This window comes from Nonomuraea sp. B12E4, from assembly GCF_039871825.1.
GTDB lineage: Bacteria > Actinomycetota > Actinomycetes > Streptosporangiales > Streptosporangiaceae > Nonomuraea.
Map to the genome: position 1 here is coordinate 1 of NZ_JBDPME010000090.1, position 983 is coordinate 983.

2 protein-coding genes are annotated in these 983 nt (G+C 64.0%); both read left to right on the forward strand.

The window, feature by feature from the left end:
- Positions 1-206: DUF2399 domain-containing protein (locus ABGB18_RS49340; RefSeq protein ID WP_347702661.1), on the forward strand; the 206-nt coding region annotated here is incomplete at its 5' end.
- Positions 207-677: 471 nt separating this feature from the next.
- On the forward strand, positions 678-923 hold the full coding sequence (locus tag ABGB18_RS49345) for a hypothetical protein (RefSeq protein WP_347702662.1): 246 nt from the start codon (positions 678-680) through the stop codon (positions 921-923).
- Positions 924-983: the final 60 nt, after the last annotated feature.

The following is a 983-nucleotide window of genomic DNA, read 5'->3' on the forward strand; positions in this document are numbered from 1 at the left end:
TGCGACACGGCGCGATCCCCTGGCGGATGGGGGCGGCCGACTACTTCGCCGGGCTGGAGCTGGGCGAATCCACTCCACTCACCGGCAGCCCCGCGGCCAGCCTCTGGGACCAGGCCCTCGCCGACGCGATGGCCGCCGCCGGCCGCGCGGTCATGGAGGAACGCCTCATCCCCGCGCTCCTCGCCGACCTGACGCGAACCAGGTGAACCATAGCCGTGCCGAGAGAGGGGCAAATGGCGCATAATGGCGAGGGTCAAGAACGCATGGTTGCTCGGTGGTTGCTCGTGTGTACGGACCGTGTATCACGGTAGATCATTTAGACCTCACCGTCAGTTCAGACCCCAAAGATCACCATCCGAAGATCAAGCCGGAAGGTCATCCCAGCGTCGCTGGTCAACGGGGTCTCATGCCCGGTCAAGCCTTGTCCAAGTCGGCTCGTCTTGCCGGCCAGGCCACTGGTGACCAGCAGATAAAAGATCCGCTGCTTTTCGCAGCGATCCGCTCGGCCCGTTCACCGCGTATGTCCGGAAGATCAGGGGCACCTCAGCGTCCAGATCATCGGTGCTACGAGAATTACACATGACGCCCCCATTCACCGCCCGCCACCTCCTCTACCACCTCGCGCAGCCACCACGGAATCTCGTCATCGACAGAGCGAGCAATGGCAGAATGTGACCATGCGGCCACCTCGAGCGAAGTTCTTCAACACCACCGGCCCGTGTGACCCGCAGCGCCACTACATGCTGCCTCCCGCACCACGGCTCCCCGAAGCACGGGTGCTCATCGAGATGGACCGCTACTTCGTACTGCACGCGCCCCGGCAGACCGGGAAGACGACCATGCTGCGCACCCTGGCCCGAGGTGTGTCAGAGAAAATGCACCAGATCGGGCCGGAAATACCCATCAGCCGCAGGAGTGGTTAAAGGGGATCCTGGCGTAGTTCTCGCCGGGTCGCAACCCGGGCCTCGTGTGCGGCGTCCAGT

What these genes read in the sequence shown, in the direction of transcription:
- ABGB18_RS49345 (WP_347702662.1), top strand. Translation starts at nt 678, where the DNA reads ATGCGGCCACCTCGAGCGAAGTTCTTCAACACCACCGGCCCGTGTGAC.